The 23,494-nt window shown below is 47.7% G+C and carries 17 protein-coding genes; 8 read left to right on the top strand and 9 right to left on the bottom strand.

Annotated features, from left to right (window positions below):
- The first annotated feature begins 33 nt into the window (after positions 1 to 33).
- Both ADIS_RS09095 and ADIS_RS09090 read left to right on the top strand, forming a co-directional pair.
- A complete protein-coding gene (locus tag ADIS_RS09095; protein ID WP_010854164.1) occupies positions 34 to 1,083 on the top strand; it encodes an NAD-dependent epimerase in 1,050 nt (349 codons plus the stop codon).
- Between the two features lie 96 nt (positions 1,084 to 1,179).
- Positions 1,180 to 2,343 carry a glycosyltransferase family 4 protein gene (locus tag ADIS_RS09090; protein ID WP_010854163.1) on the top strand — a complete coding sequence of 388 codons (1,164 nt, stop codon included), beginning with the start codon at positions 1,180 to 1,182 and terminating at the stop codon, positions 2,341 to 2,343.
- A 159-nt stretch (positions 2,344 to 2,502) separates the two neighbouring features.
- On the opposite strand, the gene ADIS_RS09085 is transcribed toward ADIS_RS09090, so the two are convergent.
- The 5 genes from ADIS_RS09085 to ADIS_RS09065 form a co-directional block, all read right to left on the bottom strand.
- Positions 2,503 to 4,092, bottom strand: a complete 1,590-nt coding sequence (locus tag ADIS_RS09085) for an amidohydrolase (RefSeq protein WP_010854162.1) — start codon at positions 4,090 to 4,092, stop codon at positions 2,503 to 2,505.
- Positions 4,093 to 4,161: 69 nt separating this feature from the next.
- Positions 4,162 to 6,669: a zinc-dependent metalloprotease gene (locus ADIS_RS09080; RefSeq protein ID WP_010854161.1), complete on the bottom strand. Its 2,508-nt coding sequence runs from the start codon at positions 6,667 to 6,669 to the stop codon at positions 4,162 to 4,164.
- Between the two features lie 19 nt (positions 6,670 to 6,688).
- On the bottom strand, positions 6,689 to 8,137 hold the full coding sequence (locus tag ADIS_RS09075) for a RagB/SusD family nutrient uptake outer membrane protein (protein ID WP_010854160.1): 1,449 nt from the start codon (positions 8,135 to 8,137) through the stop codon (positions 6,689 to 6,691).
- Positions 8,138 to 8,158: 21 nt separating this feature from the next.
- Entirely contained in the window at positions 8,159 to 11,419 is a 3,261-nt protein-coding gene (locus ADIS_RS09070) for a SusC/RagA family TonB-linked outer membrane protein (protein WP_010854159.1), read from the bottom strand.
- A gap of 191 nt (positions 11,420 to 11,610) precedes the next feature.
- On the bottom strand, positions 11,611 to 12,765 hold the full coding sequence (locus ADIS_RS09065; protein ID WP_155907329.1) for an FAD-dependent oxidoreductase: 1,155 nt from the start codon (positions 12,763 to 12,765) through the stop codon (positions 11,611 to 11,613).
- A 567-nt stretch (positions 12,766 to 13,332) separates the two neighbouring features.
- Here ADIS_RS09065 and ADIS_RS09060 point away from each other — a divergent pair.
- From ADIS_RS09060 to ADIS_RS09045, 4 genes are all read left to right on the top strand, one after another.
- Positions 13,333 to 14,778 (top strand): DEAD/DEAH box helicase, encoded by a 1,446-nt coding sequence (locus tag ADIS_RS09060; protein WP_010854156.1) that lies wholly within the window; start codon positions 13,333 to 13,335, stop codon positions 14,776 to 14,778.
- Between the two features lie 22 nt (positions 14,779 to 14,800).
- Entirely contained in the window at positions 14,801 to 16,045 is a 1,245-nt protein-coding gene (locus ADIS_RS09055; protein ID WP_010854155.1) for a protoporphyrinogen/coproporphyrinogen oxidase, read from the top strand.
- A gap of 89 nt (positions 16,046 to 16,134) precedes the next feature.
- On the top strand, positions 16,135 to 17,505 hold the full coding sequence (locus ADIS_RS09050) for an NAD(P)H-binding protein (RefSeq protein ID WP_010854154.1): 1,371 nt from the start codon (positions 16,135 to 16,137) through the stop codon (positions 17,503 to 17,505).
- A gap of 125 nt (positions 17,506 to 17,630) precedes the next feature.
- The gene (locus tag ADIS_RS09045) at positions 17,631 to 18,422 is read left to right on the top strand and encodes a class I SAM-dependent methyltransferase (protein ID WP_010854153.1); all 792 of its coding nucleotides are present in this window, start codon (positions 17,631 to 17,633) and stop codon (positions 18,420 to 18,422) included.
- 63 nt (positions 18,423 to 18,485) lie between these two features.
- On the opposite strand, the gene ADIS_RS09040 is transcribed toward ADIS_RS09045, so the two are convergent.
- Both ADIS_RS09040 and ADIS_RS09035 read right to left on the bottom strand, forming a co-directional pair.
- Positions 18,486 to 19,088, bottom strand: a complete 603-nt coding sequence (locus ADIS_RS09040) for a hypothetical protein (RefSeq protein WP_035805375.1) — start codon at positions 19,086 to 19,088, stop codon at positions 18,486 to 18,488.
- Between the two features lie 183 nt (positions 19,089 to 19,271).
- On the bottom strand, positions 19,272 to 19,967 hold the full coding sequence (locus ADIS_RS09035) for an SIR2 family NAD-dependent protein deacylase (protein ID WP_010854151.1): 696 nt from the start codon (positions 19,965 to 19,967) through the stop codon (positions 19,272 to 19,274).
- A 134-nt stretch (positions 19,968 to 20,101) separates the two neighbouring features.
- Here ADIS_RS09035 and ADIS_RS09030 point away from each other — a divergent pair, with 134 nt between their 5' ends.
- Positions 20,102 to 20,701 carry a hypothetical protein gene (locus ADIS_RS09030; RefSeq protein WP_010854149.1) on the top strand — a complete coding sequence of 200 codons (600 nt, stop codon included), beginning with the start codon at positions 20,102 to 20,104 and terminating at the stop codon, positions 20,699 to 20,701.
- A gap of 291 nt (positions 20,702 to 20,992) precedes the next feature.
- On the top strand, positions 20,993 to 21,250 hold the full coding sequence (locus ADIS_RS09025) for a hypothetical protein (protein ID WP_010854147.1): 258 nt from the start codon (positions 20,993 to 20,995) through the stop codon (positions 21,248 to 21,250).
- 206 nt (positions 21,251 to 21,456) lie between these two features.
- Here ADIS_RS09025 and ADIS_RS09020 read toward each other — a convergent pair whose 3' ends face one another.
- Both ADIS_RS09020 and ADIS_RS09015 read right to left on the bottom strand, forming a co-directional pair.
- Positions 21,457 to 22,572 carry a Gfo/Idh/MocA family protein gene (locus tag ADIS_RS09020; RefSeq protein WP_010854146.1) on the bottom strand — a complete coding sequence of 372 codons (1,116 nt, stop codon included), beginning with the start codon at positions 22,570 to 22,572 and terminating at the stop codon, positions 21,457 to 21,459.
- Positions 22,573 to 22,608: 36 nt separating this feature from the next.
- Entirely contained in the window at positions 22,609 to 23,466 is an 858-nt protein-coding gene (locus tag ADIS_RS09015; protein ID WP_035805353.1) for a sugar phosphate isomerase/epimerase family protein, read from the bottom strand.
- Positions 23,467 to 23,494 lie beyond the last annotated feature (28 nt).

Genomic DNA, 23,494 nt, shown 5'->3' with positions numbered 1-23,494 from the left:
AATTTATGACCACTGAAAATCAACGTTAGATATATGAAAATATTAATCACCGGCACCGCCGGTTTTATTGGAATGCATTTGGCCGAGCGTTTGCTGGAACGCGGTGACGAAGTAATCGGATTGGACAGCATTAACGATTACTACGATGTGAACCTCAAATATGGCCGCCTAGCAAAGACCGGCATCCCGAAAGAAGCGATTAGCTACGGGAAGGTGGTGCAAAGTGAGAAGTACCCCAAATACCGGTTTGTTCAACTTAAACTGGAAGACAAAGAGGGCTTGTTCGATTTGTTTGCCAAGGAAGGCATAGATAAAGTGGTAAACCTTGCGGCACAGGCCGGCGTGCGGTATTCCCTGACCAACCCAGATGCCTATATTGAAGCCAATATCGTTGGATTTATCCATATCCTTGAGGCATGTAGGCATTATCGCATCAAGCATTTGGCCTACGCCTCCTCTAGTTCTGTGTATGGATCAAATACTAACATGCCCTTTTCTACCAGCCACAATGTGGACCATCCGGTGTCGCTGTACGCAGCCTCCAAGAAGTCCAATGAGTTAATGGCACATACCTATAGCCATCTTTTCGGGATACCTACCACTGGCCTGCGGTTCTTTACCGTGTATGGCCCTTGGGGCAGACCTGATATGGCCCTGTTCCTATTTACCAAGGCCATGAAAGAGGGAAGGCCTATTCAAGTCTTTAACTATGGCAACATGCAGCGCGATTTCACGTATATCGATGATATCGTCGAGGGCGTAATACGGGTCGTGGATAGCCCGCCAATAGCAGATCCAAACCTTGATTTGGGCAAAGCGGATCCGAGTGTTTCGAAAGCACCCTACAAGGTCTACAACATCGGCAATTCGAAGCCAGAGAAATTGCTGGATTTTATCCATGCTATTGAGGAATCGCTGGGAGTCGAAGCCATCAAGGACATGCTGCCCATTCAACCGGGGGATGTGCCAGCTACCTATGCGGATACTTCTGCGTTGGAACGTGAATTGGGCTATAAGCCGGATACTCCAATTAAAGTAGGTGTAGGAAAGTTTGTAGATTGGTATAATTCGTATTACCAGTAATATATTGCGGATAGCTAATCGGTTGTTTGCATAAAATTTACGGTTTTTGTCGAATCCTCCTCGCTTTATGATTACATTTGTACAAAACACATTTGGATGAATATTTTTCTGTCAACGGTTACTGCTTTTTTTATAGGATTTATTATCACGCCAATCGTAATTCTGGCGCTAAAGCGGGCCAATTTTATCGAAGTTCCTGGCGGTAGAAAAATCCATTCCGGAAGTGTCCCTTCCATGGGGGGGGTGGCCATTGTTGTTGCCACCTTTTTTGGCCTGATAGCCTGGTTGGATTTTGATCAGATCGTTCAAAGCCGCTATTTTCTGGTAGCATTCGCTATCATGTTTTCCGTCGGGTTAAGGGATGATTTGATAGAACTATCGGCTTTCCAAAAGCTACTGGGACAGTGTATTCCGGCATTTTTTGTGATCGTTATGGCCGATATTCGGGTTTCCGGTTTTTACGGCTTTTTGGGAATCTACGAACTTCCGTACGTCGTAAGTGTGGTCCTCACGTTTGTTCTACTGATCGTGTTGACCAATTCCTTCAACTTGATCGACGGGGCGGATGGGCTAGCGGGTACCCTTAGCCTCATTTCCTTTTCGGTTTTGGGGTTTTGGTTTTTGGACGTAGGGCTTGAGGCCTATAGTTTGATCAGTTTTACATTGGTAGGGGGGATTTTGTCGTTTCTGGTGTTTAACTGGCATCCGGCCAAAATCTTTATGGGGGATACCGGCTCTTTGAGCTTAGGGTTTGCGCTCACCGCGTTGGTTATTTTATTTGTTGATAAGAACGGTACCATGGGGCCATGGGAAGGATATAAACTGGAGGCACCTATTGCCGCAGGCTTGGCGTTGTTGATTGTACCCGTTTATGATACCCTGCGAATTTTCATCAAGCGGATGTCAAAGGGTAAATCGCCCTTAAAGCCGGATAAAAGTCATGTCCACCACTTTTTGATCCGTATGGGTCTGGGGCACGATAAGGTTGCCTTGATTCTTGGCGGGGTGAAATGTTTTTTCATTTTCCTGGCCTTTGGATTATCCGGCCTTAGCGATCACATCTTGTTGCCGCTAATGGCAATCATGATTGCGGTTATGGGCATTTGGATGGATTCTAAGACCTTGGAGAGAGTTAAAGTTCTTACCATGGCAGCCCCTCCTGTTTTGGAAAACTCACGTCATTCAAAAAAGAGGAAGGAAAAGAAGCGGCCGCAAATTGCAAGCGATATTTTAAAGCGAGACGAAATCAATATGAACTGATAGGTGCGGTGGCTGATGCGTTGCATTTTAGATAGGTTTACCACGTCAGTATTTTTTCTTAGAGATCTATCCAAAAAAAAGGAGGAGACAACTTGCCTCCTCTTTTCAAAACTTCCAACTTAATTAAGGTAGCTAAAAAAATAACCTATTTTTTTATCCCTATTCGAGGGTTGGGTATGTCACGCCCAGCTGTTCCAAATAGGTGTCGTATTTCGTTTCGTCATAGTATAATTTTTCAAGCTGCGGACGGTACAGATCCATTAACCGCTCATTGAGGAAGATGGCTGGTTCGTCCGATTCAGCCATCAGGGGTTTATACTGTGTGCTCTTTGTCTGCACTTCCCTGAAGTAAATCCATGCTTCCTCCAGTATTTTTGGCTTTAGGAGCAGGTCCAATACCGTTAGGGCTTCCACTTTCGCACCGGCCATTACGCCTTTATGCGCTATGGGGGTTGCCATGGCTACGCCGTTGGTCCAATGGTGTCCCGGTAGATCCGGTGCATTTGCAGGATATCGTAGTACCACCGTGGGGAGATTCCAGGACACATCTCCAATATCATCGGACCCCCCGCCCATGGAGAAAGTGGCAGGTCCACGGAGCTCCCCGATTTCGGTCAATAGGCCTGTCTGGTTGTCGCCCTTCTCGGGATTGATGTGCTTTTGAACTGCCTTGGCTAGTTGTTGATCCTCCTCGCTCCATGTGGGTAGCCCTACTTTTTGTATGTTTTCCTGCATAGCTTCCGCAATCGCCTTGTTAAAATGCCCGGGCCAAGAAGAACCCATCAGGTGATGGGTAACCGAGGTTTTGGTCATCATGGCCGCTCCTTCTGCAATGCGGATAGCGTCTTCATAGAGGCCTAGGATTTTTTCGTAGGTTCTTTCCCGGAGGAAATACCAAACCGAAGCGGTGGCCGGAACCACGTTGGGTTGATCGCCACCATCCATGATCACATAATGCGATCGCTGGGTGGGAGGAAGGTGTTCCCTGTAGAAATTCCAACCTGCATTCATCAGCTCCACCCCGTCGAGGGCACTACTCCCGTTCCAAGCACTTGCTCCATGTGCGGTCTGTCCTTCAAAATCAAAACGGACGGAAACCAACCCATTATTGCCGGAATCACCCCAAGACACCCCAAGGTTGCTGCTGACATGGGTGAAAATGCAGGCGTCTGCTTCTGCAAAGATACCTGATCGGACGAGGTAGGCTTTTCCAGCCAGTTGCTCCTCCGCAACCCCGGGCCATATCATCAGCGTTCCTTGTATATTTTCCCGGTCCATGATATTCTTCAGTGAAATAGCGGCCGCAATGCTCAGTGGTACGCCTGAGTTGTGGCCCTCGCCATGGCCGGGTGCTCCTTTTACCAAGGGTTTATGGTAGGCAACCCCAGGGGTTTGGCTGGTGTTTGGTAACCCATCTATGTCAGACCCTATGGCAATAAACGGTTTCCCACTTCCCCATGTGGCGGTCCAAGCCGTGGGCATTCCCGCCACGCCCCGTTTGATGGCAAATCCATGTTCTTCCAACACACCGGTTAGGTAGTTGGATGTTTCAACTTCCTGAAATCCCATTTCTGAAAAGCTGTAAACCTTATCCACCATCACCTGGATCAGTTTTTCCTGTTTCTCCACCTCTTCCAATAAATCCGCTTTCAATCGGATTATCTTGGATTCCTTTATTTGGGCGAACAAGATCGATGGGAAAACAAGCAGAAAGATTGCAGCAGAGATTACTAGTCTTCGTTTTTGCATTTGTTCATCATTGTTTTTTCAACGGTCGGATTTGGTTTTCTATCGTGGGTACACAGGGCATTAGATGCCCTAGTGGGTATCCATGCTGTGGTCATGGCTGCATATAGGTTCGAGCCAGTTCTGGACGGTAGTTCCAATAGGGGCCCCTGCGGGCGCGGCCATCGGGGTAAGGATGGTTACTTTTTCCTGCGGATTGGCAAAGAACCCATCGAGCATAGCCAAACAGTACTGGTTGTGGGCCATCTGGTGGATATTGCTTGTTGATTGGGTCTTGATGGCTTTTTGCAATTCACCCACTTTCAACATGGCAATCGCCCTAGCTTGAGAGGAGGCATCCGAGTCCATGGAAAGTGCCAGCAAATGCTGTAAAACCAGTTTAGCGACTACCCGCTGGATTTCTCCTTCGTATCCGTTTTTCACAGGAGCTTTCCAGGTTAGGGAGATCAATTGATCAAGTACCTGGTGAAGGCCGGGAAGGCTGCTGTCCCAAGCATGCTGATTTACAAGCCTTGATGCCCGCTCTGGGTGCAGAAGAAGAGAAAGCGTATGGTGTGCCGCAATTTCAGCTGGAGAAAGTATATCAAAGACCAGCCCGGTATTTCTATTGAATATTTCCCTACTATTGGCCGGAAAGCCATAGGGGCGGGGAGGAATCAGGGATACGACGTTTTTCGGTAGTGCGAGGGTCTCTGGAGTCAATGTTGTCAGCAGCGATTTTAGGGCACGCGATTGCTCCTCGGGGGATACTGTAGCTATGGGGCTGCCTGCTTCACCGCGTAGCATGTAACTGTACGATAATCCGGCCACTACTTTTGCTGCCGCTTCAACTTGGTACCGGTGAAACATGTACATGGGAACCAATACCTCTTCCAAGTTCGCCATGGGGGTACCCATTGGAATTTTCTTTTCTGAAAAGTTGTCCAAGACGATCTTGCGGATTTTTAGGGTGTGATCCAACTCATCAATGGCGTTTTCCCCATTGTCCCACAAGTGATTTTGGGGGTGTGCACTACCCGGCGGCCGGGCGTCTTGGTCGGAGAGGAATTTCATTCCTTTAGCCTGGTACTCCTTTACCAACTTGTCAATTTCAGCTGCTTCGTCGGCTCCTTCTGGAAAAGTTGCATACGCAATTTTGATGGCCACTTTATCCCATTCTCCTATTCCTTCCGGATAGGCATCCGAGATGTCGATCTTGTTGTCAGGAGTCAGCTTAACGGTAGGGTGGGGGTAATCCATTACGGAGGCTCTTCCAAAGGTACTGGCAATGTAATTGTGTGGCAGTCCGAGTGTATGCCCGACTTCGTGGGCTGCCAGCTGGCGCATACGTGCCAAAGACATATCCATCAATGCTTCGTTGTCCGAAATGCCGTCAAATTCACCGACAAGCCCTTGGGCCAAAAGATAGTCTTGGCGAACCCTGAGTGAACCCAAGGTTACTTTACCCTTGATGATTTCTCCGGTTCTTGGATCCGTCACTCCGCCCCCGTATGACCATCCTCGGGTAGATCGATGTACCCACTGAACGAGATGGTACCGAATATCCATGGGATCGGCATCTTCGGGAAGGAGCTTTACTTCAAACGCATTTTTAAATCCGGCCTCCTCGAAGGCTTCTGCCCACCATTTTGTGCCTTCTATCAGCGCGGTTCGTATCGGTTCAGGCGTACCTGGATCTACATAATAGACAATTGGCTCCACCACCTCACTGACCGCGGCGTTGGGATCTTTTTTTACCAGTCGGTGGCGGCGTATGTACCGCTTCGTGATCGATTCATCAACAGGCGTGGCATAATCGTAGAAGCTAACCGAATTGATTCCGGCACGGGGATCGAAAACCCGGGGGGTATAGTTGTCATCAGGCAGTTCGACAAATGAGTGGTGCATGCGCAGTGTAACGGCGTTGGTTGACGGAGTGACCTCTCTTAGGTAAGGACCCGCCTGATCGCCTGTGAGTGTGATTGTGGCCTCTATTTCCGTATTTTTAGGAAAGCTTTTGGTGCGCGGTAAATATATGGCACAGCGGCTTGGATCCAACCGGTAGGATCCTTGGCGGGTTCTGCTGATGGCCGCTGCAGCCCCGGCAGCATCCTGTAGGAAAAAGGCGGTTCCGTCGACCAGCACCTTGCCACCTTCTTCGGCGGCTACTTCAAACCCCCAGTGCACCGACTTGGCAAAGGATTCTTCTACGGCCTTTTTTTCCATTTCATTGTCGGTGATGGCACGGAAGCCATAGTTGGGTTCGGTAAGCAGCACTTTGTTGCCCGACCGCTCAAACTTCACTACATGGGAGGGGAGAATCCGGCCTCTATCCAAGCCAATATCATTTGAGCCCAATCCGGCGGCCAGGGAAGGATAATAAAGGATTTCTTTTTCCAATTCGGCAATTTCCATCCATAGTTTGCCTTTTTTTCCATCCCAAAACAGCGTGATAAATCCGGGCATTTTTTCCATGCCTACGGTAAAGGTGGTGATGGTAGGGGTATTCTGGGCAAGTGCCTTACCAACGCCTCCTCCCAAAAGGGAGAAGGCCATCAGTAAGATAAAACCATAAATCAACTTACTGGGTGCTTTTATCATGATATAGTCAGGTTAATAATCAGTTCATTAAGGCTTTATTGTTGATGATTTCCAAATTTGGCATCGGGAATATGTATTCCGTCTGCGAAGGGGTTATTTCCGGGGCGAATAGGCTGCTACTTCCTTTGGCAGGTAGTGGTCTAAGGAGCCGTAGAAGGTCATTCGAGCGGAAGCCCTCGCCGATTAATTCGATTCTTCGTTCGGTAAGAATGGTTTCCAATAATGCATCCGATGTACTTACGGCCTCAATAGGAAATGAAAAGTCCGGATCAGATCGGTGTCTTACCGCTTCCAGGAGTTGTAAGGATCGGGAAAGATTTCCGGTCAGTGCCAAGGCTTCCGCATAATTCAGCAATACCTCTGAATAGCGTATTACAGGGACAAAATCCAGAAAAGGAGCTGGCTTTGCGTATTTGGTCATAAAATACCTTCCATTGTTCACTCTAAACATGCTTCTACGGGCGTCCACTGTCCTCCAATCCGCCTTTCCCCATATTCCTTCCGGGTTTAGGAAATATTCGGCGCTGACGTTATAGATAAATCCAAGGGAATTCTGTCCAGTAGAACTGCTCAGTTCGGTCATGGGCATGGAAAAGATTGACTCCGGGCTGGTATAGTTCGTTCGGAATATCTCCAGAATATCCGGGTGCAGTTGGTGGGCAACGCCTGAAGTTGCGGTAAATGGAGCTGTCTCACTTACAATCTTAGATGCTTCTTCTATCACTTTTGCATGATCACCCATGCTCAGATAAACCCTCGTTTTCAGTGCAATAGCCGTGTTTTTGTGCGCGCGGGTAGTGTTGAGTAAGGCTGTGCTGTGTGTGGCAGGAAGTGAGTTTTCGGCATCGTTTAGATCAGACAGTATCTGCGCATACACTTGTGCTACCGAGCTCCTTGCAAGGTCGTTGTTCTCTGTGTCGGTTTCCGCCTGCAATCGCAAGGGTAGCCCTGGTGATGCTCCTGCATCCTCGGTATAAGGACGCGCATAAAGCGTTACCAGTGCAAAGTAACTTAAGGCCCTCACAAACTTTGCTTCGCCAATGTATTGGTTGGCAAGGCTTTCAGAGACTACACCCGGGTTTCGTTGTATGCCATCTATGAAGAAGTTTGCCAGGTTGATTGTTAGGTAGGCATCTCTCCACAACAACTCCACTTCATTGGAATTGGAATTTACAGTATGGCTCCACGTGTCGTATCCTGTAAAGATATTGTTCGTAATGTTGACAAAATCCTCTCCTCGGAAGTCTCCATACATTACGTATCTTCCTCCATAGAAATAATTAGCTTTCAGTCCATTATAGAAGCCATTTACCAACCCAAGCACACGCTGTGGGGTTTCGAAAATATTGGCATCCGTAAGACTGGTTTGTGGGGCAGGAAAAAGGAGTTCATCCTCGTTGCACGCAGATAGAATTACCAAGGCCGCCGAAAATATAATTATTATATAGTTATTTATATACCGTTTCATTGTTGACAGATTTTAGGGTGATTAAAAGCCTATGTTGATTCCCATCGTAAATGTTCGGCCTTGGGGCACGGAGTTTTTTTCCACACCTGGAGATACATTCGAGTTGCCGTTTGACGATATTTCGGGATCGGTTCCGGTATATTTTGTCCATACAAAGGCATTGAATACCTGCGAGTATACTCTGACAGATGAAAGCTTGAGCTTACTGACGATAGATGCAGGTAACCTGTAGCCGATGGAGGCAGTCTGAAGCCGCACAAAATCGGCATTTTCGGCGTTGGCCGAGATCGGCCACGAAGAGCCGTTGGACAAAAGGTCACCATAAACCACTCTTGGCATATCAGTCACCTGTCCGGGTTCTGTCCAACGGTTCAGCACAGCGGTTGAGTTGTTCCAGAAGCGCTGATCCCTCCAGGTTCCTCTTGATCCATTCATCACCATATTGCCCCCGGAGTAGGTCAGGAGGAGATTGAAGTCAAAATTCCGTACGGTGAAGTTTTGATCCAAGCCGCCATACCATTTTGGCAGAGCATTTCCGATAAGGTCAAAGTCATTTCCTGTGATAGGTGGGGCCGGTGATCCATCCAGGTAGGTCCAGCGGCTTTGGCCGGGAGCAGATACATGGCTGTACTGAACGCGTTCCCCGTTTGCATTTACAAAGACCCGCAATCCGGTCTCAGGGTTTACCCCATCGGTGATGGCTCCGTAAAGACTACCGACCGAATAGCCCACACGGGTGATATTGGTTGTTTCGGCAGCCCCACTCGTGATGCCTATGATATCGCCGCCTGCCAGTTCGGTTACGCGGTTACGCATGTTGGTATAGTTCAAAGTGGCTGACCACTGCAGATTGGTACTGTTCACGAGGTTGGCCGTCAGTGCCGCCTCGATCCCGCGGTTGTACATGGATCCGACGTTGCTGAGGATGCTCCCGCCAGGTATACCTTTGGAAGGCGCCTGCGGTACTCCCAAGATCAGGCCGTTTACGTTATTATAGAAATAGGTCAGATCCAATTGAAAGCGATCGTTCAAAAACCCAATGTCTGCACCAATGTTGGTTTGCTCGCTGGTTTCCCAGCCTAGGTTGGGGTTGCCCGCTTGTGCAAAGCTCCAAGTGGCTGCATTTCCGTATAGAGAGGCATCGAATAGAACCAAGGAACCAAATGCATTTGTCAGGTTACCGTTTCCGACCACTCCCCAACTGGTTCGCAGCTTGATGGTGTTCATGAAATTTGCCAAATTTGAATTGGCATAGAAAGATTCACTGGACAGTTCCCATCCTGCTGAGGCACCTCCAAAGAGGCCATGTTTGGTATCTGCTCCCAAGGCTGAATTGCCATCTCTACGCAGATTGAGGGTCACAAAAAACCGTTTGTCGTAGTCATAGTTGACACGGGAAAACTGGGATATGTAGGAAAACTCATTTATGAAATTGCCTACAGGATTGATGTTGCCGTAGTTGCCCTGAAAATTGGTAAAAAAGCCGTCAGAGCTATTCGATCGGTTGGCACCCCATGCGGAATTGTCAAAGCTCTGCGCATCATATCCTACCAGGAAGGACAAGTTATGTCGGTTAGAAATGGAGGTTTGGTAGGCCGCCGTAGAGACGAAGTTCCAGTTGTCCCGCAGTGCCGATACATTGATCGCTTGGCCCCGTGGTGCAAATCCAGGCCCGTGAATGGCGTTGTTGAAGGTTTGGTTTTCGGTTCGAAGCCTGTCTATCGAATAACCCATGGTTAGGGTAAGCCCTTCTATTGGTGTTGCGGTAAGGTTGAAATTGGCGATTAGCCGGTCATTTTCCGAATCATATCGATCAAGCTCCAAAAGCGGCAGGGGGTTGTAGAAATTGCTGGCCACGTTGTTGTTGCCCATGCCCATCTGGTTGTTGGTGGTAATATTGTAGCTGCCGTCTTCCCGGAAGGGCCCGACATTTGGCGCTGTTAGCCAGGCAAGGCGAGCGGCACCAACAAGACCAAAGGCATTGCCCTGAAGGGAGCCGGTAGCGGGAGATGCATTTACAGTATTGTTGTAATTAAGATTGCCCCCGAATTTCAGCCAATCGTTAACTTTATGTTCGACGTTGAAACGCGCTGCTTTTCGCTCAAAGGAATTGCCCACAAGTATACCCTCCTGTTTGCTGTAGTTGGTAGAGAAGAAGTACGTGGTGGATTCCGATCCGCCGGAGATGTTAAGGCTGTGGTTCTGGGACTGACCGGTTCGGTAGATATAGTCATACCAATCGGTGTCTATCATGGTACCGTCGGGATTGAAAGAGGGGAAGAAGAGTTCGGACGCCACTGCATCGTTGCTGGCATTGCCACCGAGAATTTTCGCATTTAGAACCGCCTCATTTTTGATCATCATAAACTGCTCTGCATTGAGCATGGTAGGTAGGCGTACCGCATTGGTCAAGCCTCCCCACGCTTCATAATTGACGCGGGCTCTTCCGGCTTTGCCACGCTTGGTGGTAATGAGCAGTACCCCTGCTGCGGCACGTGAACCGTAGATGGAGGTAGACGCGGCATCTTTTAATATGTCAATGGATTCGATATCAGCCGGGTTGATATCTCCCAAGGGATTATTGGCCACATTGGCATTCCCAGATACATTTCCTGTGTTGATCGGTATTCCGTCGACCACGATCAATGGGTAGGAGCTTAACGAGATGGAGTTGATCCCCCGGATACGAATTACGGGAGGGTTATTGAGGACGCCATTCGGTTGGGAAATGTTAACTCCGGTTGCCCTCCCGGCAAGGCCTTGATCGAAGCTTTGCACGGGTAGATCCTTGAGCTTGTCACCACCGACCGAAGCAGCTGATCCTGTAAATTCCCGTTTGGTTTGGGTTCCGTAGCCAATCACGAGAACCTCTTCCAGTGTTGAATCGGGATCCAGCCTTATCGTCAGCGTGGATTGGTTGCCTACTACTATGTCCTTGGTTTTGAACCCAAGGTAACTTACCCTCAGGGTGGCACCCTGATCCACGTTGATGGTGAAGTTACCGTCTATATCGGTGGCTACACCGTTGGACGTGCCCACTACCATAATGGAAGCGCCGATTAACGGCTCCCCAGAATCTCCGTCAATGACGGTACCAGTCACCGAAACTTCTGCTTCTGTATGGGCCAAAATAGCCTCATAATCACCTAGCTTCACATAATTCGTTGAAACTGCCCATGCGGCAGGAGCCAGCATTACCTGTAGCCCGATAGATTTTGCCGTTATTACATAAAATAATCGGCTACATAACCATTTTGACGTGGTTTGTAATTTTTTTTTCATAATTTTCAATCGTTTTAGTTTGACACAACTAGGACATGCATGCTTGAGGGATCTTTGGGGCCTAATCCAAGATCCCTCTTTCTTTATTTGTAGGTAATCTGAATGGTTACAATCTGCTGATAGTTAATGGGTTGTTTTTAATTCTGACAAAATTGTATTAACTGTTAGTCGGCGATAAAAGGACGTTGAGTCTAGCTTCGCAGGTGCTTCATCATTTCTTCTACGGTAGATAGGTATTTTTCCTTTACCAACGGGTCTGGATTCGTGTCCCAATTTCCGTCTATACCGTTTCCTCCCAGCATGATGCCGTCTCTGCGAGGAATGAAATAGACACCTCCCATATTCGCGCGATAGGTCAACTCGGGCTGTGGAATTAGAAAGCAAAGCTGCCCTGAAACAGGCATAAGTTCTTCGTCCCCAAATATTTCCTGAGCTCCCAATCCGGTGCAGTTTACCACACAGCTTTCCGGCAGTGCATCTACATCCTCCGGCCTGGAAAACGTTTTATTTTGGATTTTGCCGCCAGCGAGCAAGAAGTCGTCGCGCATCATTTTGAGGTAGGCAGGTATGTTGAAGATGGTGGTCGGGTTTCTGCTTACCGTCGGATAGGTGAAGGGGTTTTCCTTTTTTGAAAGGATCTCGGCTTTCGGGTAAAAGTCAACTGCCGGTGTATTCAGCTTGCTCCTTAGCTCATCAGAGTAATCACCCCTGCGCTCCTCACCCGAATGAACTCGGTAGTTATCCATCCAATCCACCACTTGGTTTAGCCCAAGGAGTCGCTGAAAGGTTCTGTAGGAATGTGTGCAGGCCCTTTGGTACATGGCTGCGAATTCCGGTGTCACTTTGCTGGGGTGGACCAGACGGGAGGTAGGCGACCAAGTACCGGTGGCCATGGCGGAGGTTATATTTGGATAGCTGTCTTTGGTATAGATCGTCACCTCATAGCCATTTTGTTGTAGGGTTCGGGCCGTTGCCAATCCAACCACACCGCAACCCATTACACCTACTTGACGGGCGTTGGTTTGCTGTACAAGTTCGGTTGCTATCATGGCGGTGCCCCATGAAAGCGACCAGCCGCTTCCACCGTGACCATAATTATGTACAATTGTTTTTTTGCCCAGCTCTTGGGTTTCCACCCGTGGCCCACTTTGCCTAAATGGCCGGAGGCCAACGGTTTCCTTAATTACGCGGTCGGCGGAAACTTTGACTTTTGGCAACCTGGCTTTTGAATGGATGGCAAAGTCTTTCGTGATGGCTGCCTGTGCAGAAACGATTGTTCCCAGGACACTGGAACCGATGGCAGCAACGGTGATTTTTCGGATAAAGTCCCTTCTTTGATGACTCATTGGGTAAGATATGTTAGTGGTTTTTGGTGTGGTGATGGGGTAATTCACCGGCAGTGAGCTATTTTGGGGGAGGTACTCGCTGTTTTTCTCGGTTTAAATTTAAACTATAAATAAGTAAAAAAGCAAAGAAAAAATAAAAAACGGTTAAAAATACAATCTTATGGCATCTGTACTATTGGTTATTTTGAGATTGGTATGTATTTATCAACCTATTGGTTAGCTTGCTGTATTTCTGTTTTCGAGGAATTGATTGGCTTGCTCGGGGATCCCTGTGGTGTTCCCTTATTCATTGGTCATCTGAATTTAAGATTCGTCAGATATTGTGGTTTTAAGCTTTTTTTATTTGAAGTTGTATTATACATCAAATTGGCTTACATTTATACAAAATATTTTCGCGGAGACATCCTCAGCAGGTCTCCTGTTGTTTTTTGCACAATGACAGATGTCACCTTTGTAAATATCCCTAAATTCATACAAATGGCCAACCAACCAGGTAACGGGACGGTTGTCTATTCAAGTTTTGTTCGCCGGAGGGTTTGCGCCCACCTGGCTTTTTGATTACATCCAATGGAAGAAAAAATCACATTTAAAGATTTCAATTTAATTGAAGCGCTCCAGGAAGGACTGGACGCCATGGGCTTTGAAACCCCTACACCCATTCAACAACAGGCTATCCCGGTGATATTATCAGGGAAAGACCTGATAGCGACTGCGCAGACCGGCACCGGAAAGACCGCTGCGTTTATTCTTCCCATTCTTCATCACATCGTGTCCCGACAGGTACAGGGCGTCAATGCGCTGATTTTGGCACCTACCCGGGAACTTGCCATTCAGATCGACCAGCAAATCCAGGGACTGGCCTATTTTCTGGGCATAAGCTCCATACCGATTTACGGAGGTGGTGATGGTGTCACGTGGGACCAACAAAAAAAGGCATTGCAAATGGGTGCCGAGATCATCGTGGCAACCCCGGGCAGATTGATCGCCCTGTTGCAGGGAGGCAAAATTAACCTGGAATCCCTCCGCTACCTTATATTGGATGAGGCAGATCGGATGATGGATATGGGTTTTTCGGAAGACCTGCTGACGATTGTCAATTACCTGCCCACAAAAAGGCAGACGCTGCTGTTTTCCGCGACGATGCCACCTAAAATCCGGAAGTTTTCCAAACAAATCCTGGTGGATCCTGCTGAAATATCCATTGCTTTGGGGAAAACGGCAAAAGGGGTGGCCCAGTTTGTTTACATGGCCTATGATACGCAAAAAGAAGGCCTTATTCTCCACATTCTGAAACAGAAGCCCTATGAAGCCGTTATTGTATTTTGTTCCACCAAGGACAAAGTGAAGTCGTTGTTCAAAGTGCTGCGAAAGTCATTCGATGTGGAGGCCTTCCACGCCGACCTAGATCAGGCAGAGCGGGAAAAAATCATGTCGGCCTTCAAAAGTAAGAAGGTGAAGATCTTGGTGGCTACGGATATCCTTTCCAGGGGCATCGATGTGGAGGACATTGAGTTGGTCATCAATTTTGACACACCCAATGATCCAGAAGATTATGTGCACAGGGTTGGCCGCACAGCGCGCGCGCAAAAAGAGGGTACGGCAATTACACTGGTCAATGATAAAGACAGATACAAATATGCCAATATCGAGAAGTTGATTGGGTTGGAAATCGAAAAGCTTCCCCTGCCTGAGGAGCTGGGTGAAGGCCCCTCGTTGGCCGGCTCTGCCAACCGAAAAGAGGGGCCACGAAATAAGCCAAAACGGAGTGGAGGGAGTGGATCTAAACAAGGGTTGCGTTCTGGTCAGCACGGTAAACGAGCCAACCTTAGCGAAGCTCCAATTCAGGAGACTGGTCAGAAGCCAAAAGGTAAATCCAGACGCTTTCCTCCCAGGAAGAATTCCGAAAAAGGAATATCAGAAGGATCTTCTCCACAGGATGGGTCGGCCAATCCGACTCCTTCCGGAGAATCCAAACCTCAGAAATTTAGAGCTAGAAGGAATATTTCAGAGTAAATTATAAATTTGGTCAGAATTCATGACAGATAGAAAAACGTACATCATTGGTGCAGGTATTTCAGGTCTGATTGCAGCGTTAGAGCTTGAAAAGGCTGGATTTGCGCCGGTCATTCTGGAGGCGTCCGACTCGGTAGGGGGAAGGGTGAAGACCGACCATGTAGATGGCTTTGCTCTGGACCACGGTTTTCAAGTGCTGCTCACCGCTTATCCCGAAGCAAAGGCTTATTTGGATTATGACTCGTTGGACTTACAGCTTTTTATGCCGGGTGCGGTCATTTTCAAGCCCGGTGATGCCTTTTCCATCTATGATCCCCTTCGGAATCCGGCGAGGCTTCCCGAAATGGTTTTTTCGAAAGTAGGGTCACTCCTTGACAAAATACGGATCTACCAGCTTACCAAAGAGCTGCGGGAAAAGCATATCGAAGAAATTTTTAAGAGCCCCGAGACGAGTACCTATTTGTACCTTAAACAGCGGGGATTTTCAGAAAAAATGTTGAAGAACTTCTTTATCCCATTTTTTAGGGGGATTTTTTTGGAAGAGAAGCTGGAGACCTCGTCGAGGATGTTTGAGTTTGTGTTCAAGATGTTTGGCGAAGGGCACGCCGCGGTGCCGGCAAAAGGGATGGGTGAGATCCCCAAACAGCTGGCGTCCAAACTTACGCAGACTTCGATTCGTTTTCAGACCAGTGTCGACCGCGTGTCCCATAATGTTATCCATCTTGCCTCGGGGGATAGTATTACCGCTGATGATATCTTGCTTACCTTGAGACCGGAAAATTTGGTGGATGGATTTGACAGGGCAGATGGAGGGTATAGGGAGGTAACCACGCTATATTTCTCCTTACAGCAGTCATTTATTGCCAAACCCAGCATCGGATTGATTCCGGACGACCACTTTCTGATCAATAACATTGTTTTCATGACCGATGTGAGCAAAGCATATTCGGAAAATGGTAGAGCGCTTTTATCAGTTTCCATCGTCAAAAAAGTGGATCACATCGAGCAACTCGATCGCCTGGTCGCCTTGGAGCTGGAGGCTCTTTCCGGGGTTTCGGCCTCCCATTTTCGTCATATCAAAACCTATCAAATCCGAAAGGCCTTGCCGGTGATTGATAGTTTGCGCTATAGTAGACCGGCGGTTCATTATCAGCTGCACGATCATTTGTTTGTGGCCGGAGACCACCTGTTGTATGGTTCGATCAACGCGGCAATGCAGGCGGGCAGAAGTGCCGCACAGGCCATCATCTCCAAGAAGCTTTCCTAGTTTCGCGCCTGTTCCCGAATTGGGATCCATTGTACGTCTATCGATAACAAAATTCCGGTTTTTCGCTTTCTTTTAATAAAGGTATCAACATGAAGCAGAAAGTAGCGATTGCCGGTGCCACGGGGTATATCGGAAGATGGTTTATGGATCGGTTTCGAAACAAGTACCACCTGATAGGGCTTAGCCGAAAGGAGGTCGATCAGAACCCGGTACCTGAAATTGAGTGGAGACAGGTAGAACTGTACTCCATCACCTCTACCCAAAAGGCACTCGAAGGCGTGGATATTGCCATTTATTTGGTGCATTCCATGACCGTGTCCACCCGCCTCAACCAAGGAAGCTTTGAGGACACAGACTTGATTCTGGCGGATAATTTCGTCCGTGCGGCAGACGCCAACGGTGTTCGTCAGATCATCTATCTGGGCGGAATATTGCCCAAGGATTCCTTGCCTGATTCCTGGTCCCGCCACCTCCGAAGTCGGCTTGAGGTAGAGCAGACGCTTGCTTCCAAATCTCCTGCACTGACTGCTATACGGGCCAGTATCATCGTAGGGCCCGGGGGCTCTTCCTTCGATATGATGAAAAACCTGGTAGATAGGCTTCCGGTACTTATGTGTCCTAAATGGACCGAATCCAAGACACAGCCAATCTCGCTCAACGATACCTTGGAGATCATGGATAGTTGCCTCGATAACCCTGATTACTTTGATAGATCCATCGAAATAGGGAGTCCCGACATCATGTCCTATAAAGAAATGCTTATCGAAACTGCTTCGGTTATGAAGCGTCGAAGATGGATTTTTTCGGTGCCCATCTTTTCCGTAGGCCTGTCGAAGCTGTGGGTAGGGTATTTTGGAAAAAGTCCCACCCAACTGGTCTCCCCGCTGGTGGAGAGCCTAAAGCATACCATGACGGTCTCCCATGATTTGGCATACAAAGATAAAGAGAGTGCCTACCAAACGTATGCGGAGTCTGTTCGTTTGGCTCTTTCCACGGAAAACGAAGTGCCAATGCCATCGTTCAAACCGCTTGTTGGAGCCGCCAATACAGTTAGAAGTATACAGCGCCTCCCGAATCTGCGAAATAAAAGTGCTTATTGGGTAGCCAATCGGTATAAGCTGTGGCTGCCAACCTTTTTTAGGTTTTTGATCACGGCAAGAGAGGAGACCGACGGTACGGTGTCCTTTCACCTGCTGAGATTTTCTGTACCCATGCTTCAGTTAACCTTGGAGCGAAACCGTAGTGACCGAAAACGGCAACTCTTTTACATCAGTGGCGGGTGGTTGGTCGGTAGGGTAGACTACGGATGGTTGGAGTTCAGGGAAGTGCTCGAGGGCCGGTATATTATCTCGGCCATACACGAATTTGTGCCAAGAATCCCTTGGTTTTTATACTTAAATACACAGGCCCGAATACATCTATGGGTGATGAATAGGTTTAAGGCTTACTTGGAGGGATAGTGGCTGCTTGGCGAGGATTCAAGAAATTTTTAAATTTTCCGCTTTAAAATTACACAAATGGTTTAAAAAATATTTAAATTGATTGTGTAATTTAATTTTGCAAGAAATTTAAGCCCAAATTAACCATGAAGAAGTTCATCAGCATCGGGCTGTTGGCGTTTCTTATATGCCATAGCCTTGTCGCCCAGGAGCGGCGTTACCTAGTATTTGAGTTTATTCGGGTAGATGCCGGTAAGACGGTGGATTACCTGGAGTACAAGGATTTTTTGGCCAAAGTGTATGGACAGGCGGTCAAAAAGGGAGATATCCAGGGTTGGGACCTGTGGTCGATGAAGACCGGTTCCGATCCGGATGCTTATCAATTTGCCACGATAACCTACTATAGCGATCCGGTCAAAATGATGGACGGAACTGAACCGGAGATTTTGATCAAATATGCCCAACAGGCGTTTCCGCAGATGCAAGAGAGCCAACTGCTTCAGCGCCTCAAGGCAGCGGCAGATGATAGGGATCTGGCCATTCGGAGTTACATGGTAGAGATCGCCCGCACCAATGACCAATACCACTTTAAACCGGGCACCTTGGCGTCCTTCGACCTGATGAAGGCAGTCGAAGGAAATTTTGAAGAATATGAGATGGCTGAACGGGAAGTTTTTCTTCCCATACATCAACGGAAGATTTCAGCCAATCTCATGGAGCACTGGTGCCTTCTGCGCACCGCATTGCCGACCGGCAGTCAGGCAAATTCTACCCACATGACAATGAACGTGTACAAAGACTACCTGCAGTTTTTCAATTCGATGGAATACGAAGATATAGAAATGTCGGACCGTATCCGTCAGAAGGTTGAAAAGGGTCTCAAATCACGGGATCAAAAGTGGGTTTATTTGGCGACGCTGGAAACCATGGTGCGCTGAACCGATCAAAGTAGGTTCGAACAAGAAAATAACAAGCTGTCGGCTTCTGCTGCCGAGGGAGGGTTATTCCATTGCCTTTGTTTCGACGTGAAACACCGGATCCACCCAGTCCATTTTTTTACATATGATCCCCATCAATAAATTAACGCCCGAATGGAATACCATCAAGAGAAGAATGGCCAGCAACGGAACCCCAAGTATCTGGTAGGGCCAATTATAGGTCCAAACGCCTAGGTAAATGGTTATCATCTCTCCGATTGTTGGGAAGACCATGGCAACAAGGAGCGCAAGGATCACTTTGCCAAACAACGTATGTATACGAAGGCAGAGCACTAAATCTCTCTCAATCCCGTAGATATAGGTAAATGCAAGACCCCATGCGAATGGAAGCCAAAAGGGAAATTGTCGTGATCCAGACAGGTCATGATACTCCCAATGCCCGAAATGGATTCCCCATAACTCACATAAAACGCCAAATACGCTGCTTATCAGGAAGCCGGCAAGGAAGATACCCCGGTCTGCAGATCCGGACAGGAATTTCTTCCCAAGGGTATACCCGGCATAGGCGGCTAAAATTAATGCGACCAGCGCATCCTGAGCATGTAATGTCCCGATAAGTATGCCGGCTACTGTCAGCTTGAGTAGGTTTCTGAGTATAGTTTGCATTGCAGCGGCAAACGGCGGTCTGATGGCTGTTTGCCTCGCTTTCAAAGAAATGGACATAGTGAATAAAGGCTCATATCGGCTAAAAAGCGTTTGTCTCCAAAGATAAGGAATGTATTTGCCCTTTTTACCTTTTGATATGAATTAAGCCTGGTTTTAACCAACCTTCCAACACAAGCAGAAGCTCTATTCATTAAGCCAGCTTCGCAACATGTCAGCCATCTTTGCAACACCGGTACTGGCCGCTTCCTCCAGTTTGATCAATCGAGGAGCTGCGGGAATCTGAGGGATCTTCGGGTCAACAATGAACAAAGGGACTACCTCGGACACATAATCGATCAGTCCAGCCGCAGGATAAACAAGTAGGGAGGTTCCCACAATGGCAAAGAAGTCGGCCTCCTTTGCCGCTGAAATTGCGGCAGCCATCATCGGTACCGCTTCCCCAAACCACACAATAAATGGCCGCAACTGTGAGCCTCGTTCGCATGTATCGCCCTGGTTTAGCTCTGTTCCCTCTATGGGGTACACCAATCTGGGATCTATAGTACTCTGCGATTTAAAAAGTTCACCATGAAGATGGATGATACGGGTGGATCCCGCTTTTTCATGCAGATCATCTACGTTTTGGGTGACGATGGTAACCTCAAGATCATTTTCCAGTTCTGCTAGGATCAGGTGCGCAGCATTTGGTTCGGCATTCAAACAAGCCCTTCTGCGCTGATTGTAGAAGTCCAGCACCAGTTCCTTGTTTTTTTTCCAGCCCTCAGGAGAGGCTACTTCCATGATGTCGTGGCCTTCCCACAGCCCATTGGCATCCCTAAAAGTTGCGATACCGCTTTCAGCCGAAATTCCAGCTCCCGTCAATACAACCAGTTTCTTCATTTGTTCCTTGGCTACTTTAGTTTGGTTTATGGTGGTTATGCGCTTCTGCCATTTTTTATCCGATTAAATTACCCCTATCAATATAGCGGTTTGAAATCATTTTTTTAATTTCGTGAGTACCCAAATCAACAAATATGTCAATTTCAGACAAAACCGATACAGCCATTCCTACCAAGCACAACCTGATCGTTTGCGGTTCCGGAGCGAAGAGCGTCTTGGAAGCGTGTGTGAATTGGCAATCCCTACCGTACGATAAAATGTTTGTCGTAGATGATACCGCAATTTCTGGTTCGGCAAGCCAGTATGTTTGGGTTCCATTTACGGCGCCGGAAGCGTATTATTTTACCACTCCAAACCTGGGAAGGTTTCCCTCAGGCAAAGACATACATCCTGTGCCAATTCCCCTTGATCTTCAAGTCCTTATCCTTGAGCCAAGTACGCAATGGACTGTGATGGCCTGTTTGGGAGGGGTTACTGGCACGATGCTGTATCTTTCGATAGCTGCCTATATGGCAGGGAAACAAAACGAGGTGCGATTCATAGGAACGCTACCCTTTGAATTTGAGGGAGTAAAAAGGAGAAGAAATGCACAGGTTGTCATCGACTTTGTTTCGTCGCTTCATTCGCAGCATGTAGCGCTACTTGAGCCAATAAAAAAACGGCTTGATCCATGCCCATTGGCGCATTTGTTCGATGCCGTCAATGAGGAGATGTTTGCTATGCTTTATGAATGATTCATCGTACGACAGGGATAAAGCCAAGGTGGGTTGCTATTATTTTTTGTTTGACACTTCTGCGGTTTTTTGGAATAAAAGAATTTTTGATCGCGAGTAATCTTTATTTTATTTTGGAATTGTTCAAAATCATGAAATGATTTTGATGGCCTTTATTTGTTTGTTTTGCAGTTTTTTTCTGGTTGTGCCAAAAAAATTAAAAAAAAGGGCGGATTTTTTAGGACAAAACTGACACCTTCTACGTATTTGGTTGTAAATTCGATGCCGAAACTATTTCAATTACCAACTACCATGAAAAAGCAATTACTGTTTATTCCTGATATCTTTTTTGTGATGCTTATTATTTTTAGCTGTGAGCGCTCCGATCTTACCGAATTGCGACAGTCCGGGAACTATTTTTATTCCGATAACCCACTTGCGCTGAATAACTTGGACATCGAAGAGATGCTAATAGACACCGTAAGCTGGACGGAAGTAATAGAGGGGTATAAAGGCAAAGCGGTATCTTTGGCACACCAGTTAAAAGGCTTTTTCACTGAAAGAGTATAGGTTTCTCTAGGGTGCTTCGCTAGCGGCTTTTCTGATTTTTGAACAGAATGTGTCTGTTCGTTGCTTTCAGTAGCTTCCCGTTCAGTATGACGAAGTCATTGTACTTACGTTTTGTTTTTTTCTGTTTTCTAAGGCGAAAAAAAACGAGGGGATAGAAACGTCGGTTCCATCCCCCGGCCTAATAGGTTTGATAAAATAAATAGGTGTTAACTCTTTAGCGTAAATGCGGGTAGCGGAATTATTTCCCCTCCCTTCATTGCAGACTCGTGCGCGAGTATTCCCACACATGTAATATTGGCGGATTGACGTGCGTCCGGATAGGGAGCACGGTTTTCGTGAAGGGCGGTAAGAAACTCATGCACAAGATGGGGGTGTGATCCACCATGTCCGGCACCTTGGATAAAGGAAAGGTGCTGATTATCATCCGAATCGTATACGCCCGCTGTGGTAAATGAAGCGATTTCCTCCGGCAGCAAATGGGCATAATCTGGGATTTTGACCCTAGATGGCTCCTCGCCTGTGTGGATCACGCTGTCCTCATGCTCTATCAGCGTCCATTCAAAGGATTTCTTGGAACCGTACACATCAAAACTTTCCCGGTATTGTCTGGCGGTATTGAAAAGGGAACGGGTAACCTCCGCAGAGAGATCCGAATCTTTCAGTTTGATATGACAGGTTTCGATGGCAAATGGAGAACCGTATTTTTCGATCAGGTTTTCATCAATCCGTCCCGAACCAAAGCACGAAACATACGCTGCCTGCGCATTTGGCAAAGCCAGTACGGGTCCCACGCAATGGGTGGCGTAGTGCATGGGAGGGAGACCTTCCCAATACCCGGGCCATCCAGCCATCTCCTGCTGATGGCTCGCCCTGAGGAACTGGATCTTACCCAATTCACCTTTTTCGTACATTTCTTTGACAAACAGGAATTCCCTACTGTAAATGACCGTTTCCATCATCATGTAGGTAAGGCCGGTTCGCTCCGTCTCTTCCACGATCTGCCGGCATTCCTCTACGGTGGTGGCCATTGGTACGGTACAAGCGACGTGTTTGCCGGCCCTAAGTGCTTTTAGTGACTGTTCAGCATGGGCCTGTATGGGGGTGTTGATGTGGACAGCGTCGATGTTGGGATCCTTTAGCAGTTCATCGTAGTCAGTATACCGTTTTTCCACGCCGAATGCGTCGCCAATCTGGTGCAGCTTATCTTCGTTTCGCTGGCAGATGGCATACATATTGGCCAAGGGATGCTTTTGGTAGATGGGGATAAATTCGGCCCCAAACCCCAATCCGATAATGGCAATGTTTATTTTCTTATCACTCATGTTAAAAATGGTTTTATGATGGGTTGATGAAGTTACTTAGGAAGCCCAGGCCTTCAGGAATTTCAGGCCTTCAGAGGCAAAGGCATCCTGGGATTCTGCCAATGGCCTCCAGATACATACGGCACCTGCCAACTCTTTGATCTCAGGAGTAAAACTTTCAATAGATACCACACCACGATACTCTACCAGTTCCAGTCCTTTTCGATAATCCTCCCAGCGGGTTTGTCCTGTTCCGGGAGTGCCTCGGTAATTTTCCGACACCTGCACATGGATCAGTTTTTTTCCTACCAACGTGATAGCGTCTACGATGTTTCGTTCCTCTATATTCATGTGGAACCCGTCCAGCAAAACCTTTGCGGCGGGATGGTTGATGTCGCTGATAAGCCGCATGAGGTCTTGTGCGTTGTTGATTAAATCCGTTTCAAAACGGTTTAAAGGTTCAAGCGCGATTTCCTGGCCATATTCTGCGGCCATTACACAGACTTTGTGCAGGTTGTTTACGGCTCTTTCCCACTCTATTTTCTTTTTCTCTGGGGGTAAAAGCCTGGCTTTTCCCACCGCAGAGTACATCGGACCCGCTACGAAAGAAGCGCCAACTTCGGCACTGATTTGGAGGCAACGACGGATGTAGTCAAAGCTGGTTTTGTGGAAGGATGGATCGTCGTGGGTGAGGTCCCGGGTGGGGCCAAAGGCCCCACAGATGACCGGTTTTAGGTTATGATCTTCCAGCGCCTGTTTGACGGAGGGCACATGGAGTAATTCCGGATCTTCGACCGGAATTTCCACCGCATCAAAGCCCATCCCCTTTATTTTCGAAAAGAGGGACGTGGTTTCGGTGGTGAACGGGGATGTCCATAGCCAAGTCGTTGTGGCAAAGGTTACGTTTAAACTCATGTTTGGTTGGTTAAGTACGTCTAGGGAG

Source organism: Lunatimonas lonarensis (assembly GCF_000390185.1).
GTDB classification, from domain to species: domain Bacteria; phylum Bacteroidota; class Bacteroidia; order Cytophagales; family Cyclobacteriaceae; genus Lunatimonas; species Lunatimonas lonarensis.
The sequence above is the reverse complement of the archived record's forward strand: the minus strand, read 5'-3'. Positions and strand labels throughout refer to the sequence as shown.